At 67.8% G+C, this 4,145-nt stretch carries 4 protein-coding genes; 1 reads left to right on the plus strand and 3 read right to left on the minus strand.

The window, feature by feature from the left end; all coding sequences use genetic code 11:
• Nucleotides 1-546: 546 nt before the first annotated feature.
• On the minus strand, nt 547-1,554 hold the full coding sequence (locus VN520_RS19975) for a stage II sporulation protein M (RefSeq protein ID WP_325748292.1): 1,008 nt from the start codon (nt 1,552-1,554) through the stop codon (nt 547-549).
• Nucleotides 1,555-1,673: 119 nt separating this feature from the next.
• Here VN520_RS19975 and VN520_RS19980 point away from each other — a divergent pair, with 119 nt between their 5' ends.
• Nucleotides 1,674-2,597, plus strand: coding sequence for an RDD family protein (locus tag VN520_RS19980; RefSeq protein ID WP_325748293.1), 924 nt, complete (start codon nt 1,674-1,676; stop codon nt 2,595-2,597).
• An 89-nt stretch (nt 2,598-2,686) separates the two neighbouring features.
• Here VN520_RS19980 and VN520_RS19985 read toward each other — a convergent pair whose 3' ends face one another.
• Together VN520_RS19985 and VN520_RS19990 are read right to left on the minus strand one after the other, a co-directional pair.
• Entirely contained in the window at nt 2,687-3,319 is a 633-nt protein-coding gene (locus VN520_RS19985; RefSeq protein WP_325748294.1) for a hypothetical protein, read from the minus strand.
• Between the two features lie 124 nt (nt 3,320-3,443).
• Nucleotides 3,444-4,145 (minus strand): adenosylhomocysteinase (locus VN520_RS19990; protein ID WP_325748295.1); only part of this gene is annotated, 702 nt, incomplete at its 5' end.

The following is a 4,145-nucleotide window of genomic DNA, read 5'->3' on the forward strand; positions in this document are numbered from 1 at the left end:
TATCAACATATCTGGCGTTGACTTTTGGCACGCTGTTGAGTTCTCAAGGAACGGACGCTTCCTTCGGTCCCGTTTCACCGGGCCCCTCCGGGCGCTTCCCTTCGTTCTTGCGTCTCCGACTCTACCAGACTCTTCCGAGCCAGATTCCCGGCCGAAACGGGATCCTGCTGATTCGCTTTCCAGCGTCCCGCTTTCGCGTTTCCCTTTCCGGCGGTTCCAACTTTACCAGACTCTTTTCCGTTCCGTTTCCGGTCCGAATTCGATTCCGATGGCCTGTGGAGCGGCCTTTGCCTTTCGGCTGATTCGACTTTATCAGAAGCAATTCGGCCGAAGCGAATCCGGCTCGTTGCTCGTAAGGAGAAGAATCAATCGGCTCTGCGAGGATTGCGTCCCCTGCACGAGCGAGATGAACTTTAGGCGTTCCCACGCGAACTGTCCAGTTCGTTGGAACCGTTAAAATCTACCTCTCCACGCGGACCATGTCAACAGTCTTTGTGGGCGAACTGAAGGCTAGCAGGTCAGAGCCCCCGCATGCACATTGACCCGTCAGGCCGTGGCGGGAAGCTCCGCGCTGCGTCCCTCGGACTCAAGGTCTCCTGTGTTCCCGGCGCGCGCCGCCCGGCCTCCGAAGACATAGACGTAGGCAAGAAATACCAGCTCAGCTATGACGCCGATGGTGATGCGGGCCCAGGTCGGAAGACCCGACGGGGTGACAAAGCCTTCGATGACGCCGGAGACGAACAGGACCAGCGCCAGGCCGATGGCCATGCCTATCGCGGCTCGGCCCTGCTGGGCCAAGGCCGAGCGTCGGGTGCGTGGGCCCGGGTCGATGACCGTCCAGCCGAGGCGGAGGCCGGTGCCCGCTGCGACGAACACGGCGGTGAGCTCGAGCAGCCCGTGCGGCAGGACGAGCCCCAGGAACGTGTCCAGACGGCCTGCGGACGACATCAGACCGATGCCGACAGCGAGGTTGAGCACGTTGACGAAGAGGATCCAGATCACCGGTATGCAGAGGAACGCTCCCAGCACCAGGCACATGGCCGCCGCCTGGGCGTTGTTCGTCCAGACCTGGGCGGCGAACGAGGCGGCCGGATGGCTGGAGTAGTACGTCTCGTACTGACCGCCGGGACGGGTGAGGGCGCGAAGATCCTCCGGAGCGGCGATCGATGCCTGGACCTCCGGATGTGTGCCGATCCACCAGCCGATGACGGCCGCCAGCAGGGTGGAGAGCACCGCCGTGGGGATCCACCAGTGCCGCGAGCGGTAGACGGCCGCGGGAAAGCCGGCCGTCAGGAAACGTGCGGCGTCCCGCCACGAAGCGCGGCGGGCACCGGTCACGGTGGAACGTGCACGGGCCACGAGTTGGGTGAGACGGGCGGTCAGCAGGGGGTCCGGGGCGTGGGACTGGAGCAGGGAGAGGTGAGTGGCGGCGCGCTGGTACAGGGCGACGAGTTCGTCCGCCTCTTCACCTGTCAGGCTGCGCCCTCGGTGCAGAAGATGGTCCAGGCGGTCCCACTCGGTGCGGTGGGTGCTGACGAAGACGTCGAGATCCATGGTCGGCTGCTGCTCCAGGCATGGGTGCGTACGGGTCCGTACTACGGCGGTGCGCTGCGGGTCAGCTTGGCAGACTGTGGTCCCGAGGGGCAGGGAAGGGCGGCGAGGGGTGGGTGGCGATGAATCAGCTCGTGACCGGGGACGCGGTGGTGCTGGGGTTGCAGCCGGCGAGGCTGCCCAGCCGGGCGTTGGCGATCGCCATCGATCTCGCGGTACTTCTGACCGTTTTCGTTCTGCTGTCCATCGCTCTGGCCGTGGCCAGCGTGACTCTCGACGAAGCGGCGACCGCCGCGATCGCTGTCGCCACGTTTCTTCTGGTGCTGGTGGGAGGACCGGTGGCGGTCGAGACGCTGACCCATGGGCGTTCGCTCGGGAAGGCCGCCTGCGGACTTCGCGTGGTACGCGACGACGGCGGGCCGATCCGGTTCCGGCACGCGCTCGTGCGGGGAGCGATGGGCGTGGTCGAGATCCTGGGAACGTTCGGAGCCGTGGGCTGCATCGCCTCCCTGATGTCCGCCCGTGGCCGTCGGCTCGGCGACGTGTTCGCCGGAACGCTCGTCGTGCGTGAGCGGGTTCCGGCCGGGCGGGTCCTCGCTGCGCCGCCCCCGCCGCCCTGGCTCATGGGACGTTTCGCGCAGCTCGACCTCTCGGGCGTGCCGGACGGCCTGTGGCTGGCGATACGGCAGTACCTGACGCGGATGAACCAGCTCGATGCCACGGTGCGCCGGTCCATGGCCGAGCGGCTGTCCACGGACCTCGTCGCCCGTACGGGGGTTCCGATACCGCAAGGAGTGCCGGCGGCTGCCTACCTGGCGGCCGTGGTCAACGAGCGACAGGTCAGGGACATCCGGCGGGTGACCTCGGCAGCGGGCCGCAGCAGCACGGTCGCGGCGGCCCTGTCCACACCTGTGTATCGGGAGCCCTCCGGTGACCGGCCGGCGGAGGTCCGAAGAACGGCAGCAACCGGTACGCCCAGGGCGGCTGCCGCGTCCGAGGGCGGCGCCGAGGGGCCGGCCGCGACCGGATTCGTCCCACCTGCCTGAGGCCCCGCCTGCCTGAGAGCTGGCCCGCCTGAGGTCCCACCTGTCTGAGGCCTGGCCTGGCTGAGCCCGCGGAGTGAACGCCGCCCGCCCTACCTCCCGTCCGTCGCGCGTGACATGGCCGAAGGCGGTGACTCGAGGTGCTCGAGTTCGATGCCCGGTGCCGCCAGCACCACGTCGCCCGCGATGTGCACGGTGTGCTGATCACCGGTGTCCAGTGCGTTGACCTGGTACTCGTCCACGATCAGAGGCCCGTTGTCAGTGGCGTGCGCTTCACTGTTCAGCAGGGACCAGGACTGGTCCACGGTTCGGGGGGCGAGGACCGGGTCCGTGAAGGTGACCAGACGGACGCGGGTCGCGGGGGTGTCGGGGGTGAGGCGCAGGAGCCGGGCAGTGGCGACGAGGAAAGCGGGAGAGGTGCCGGAGAAGGTGTGGGCGCGGACATTGCCTTCAGTGGCATGAGTGCCGGTGGGATCGGTCCGGACCCAGGTGACTCCGTCGAGGGCCGCACCGCGGATCTGCCAGCTCGACGCGTGCAGTTCGAGGCGGATCGGGCGGCCGAGTTCGTCCAGGGCCAGATCGACGGAACCCAGGTCGGCGCCCGAGACGCCCGTGGTCCGGGAGACGTAGCGCCAGCCGGAAGGGCCGGGCGCACAGTGGAAGTGTTCTTCGCCGAGGGGGGTGTGGTCGTGGACATCGTGGAGCGAATAACGGCCGCGGGGCATGGGGTCCTTCTGGGTCCTCGGGCTGTGCGGGTGCGGTACGGGGCAGGCCCCCGACACGGGGGTGCGGGGGCCTGCGCTCGGACCTGCTGCTGAGAGCTGTGCCGGCCGTCGGCCGACGGCCGGCTCAGTAGCGGTAGAGGTCGGACTTGTACGGGCCCTCGACCGGGACCCCGATGTAGTCGGCCTGCTCCTGGCGCAGGGTCGTGAGCTTCACGCCCAGCGCGTCGAGGTGGAGACGGGCGACCTTCTCGTCCAGGTGCTTGGGCAGCACGTAGACGTCGGTGGGGTACTCCTCGGGCTTGGTGAACAGCTCGATCTGGGCCAGGGTCTGGTCCGCGAACGAGTTGGACATGACGAACGAGGGGTGACCGGTGGCGTTGCCGAGGTTCAGCAGGCGGCCCTCGGACAGCACGATGAGGACCTTGCCGTCCGCGAACGTCCAGGTGTGGACCTGCGGCTTGACCTCGTCCTTGACGACACCGTCGATCTTCGCCAGGCCGGCCATGTCGATCTCGTTGTCGAAGTGGCCGATGTTGCCGACGATGGCCTGGTGCTTCATCCGGGCCATGTCGGAGGCCATGATGATGTCCTTGTTGCCGGTCGTCGTGATGAAGATGTCCGCCGTCTCCACCACGTCGTCCAGCGTCGTGACCTGGTAGCCGTCCATCGCGGCCTGCAGGGCGCAGATCGGGTCGATCTCCGTGATGATCACGCGGGCGCCCTGGCCGCGGAGGGACTCCGCGCAGCCCTTGCCCACGTCGCCGTAGCCGCAGACGACGGCGGTCTTGCCGCCGATCAGGACGTCGGTGGCACGGTTGATGCCGTC

This window comes from Streptomyces sp. (assembly GCF_035563135.1).
Lineage (GTDB): Bacteria > Actinomycetota > Actinomycetes > Streptomycetales > Streptomycetaceae > Streptomyces.

What these genes read in the sequence shown, in the direction of transcription:
- VN520_RS19975 (WP_325748292.1), bottom strand. Translation starts at nt 1,554, where the DNA reads ATGGATCTCGACGTCTTCGTCAGCACCCACCGCACCGAGTGGGACCGC.
- VN520_RS19980 (WP_325748293.1), top strand. Translation starts at nt 1,674, where the DNA reads ATGAATCAGCTCGTGACCGGGGACGCGGTGGTGCTGGGGTTGCAGCCG.
- VN520_RS19985 (WP_325748294.1), bottom strand. Translation starts at nt 3,319, where the DNA reads ATGCCCCGCGGCCGTTATTCGCTCCACGATGTCCACGACCACACCCCC.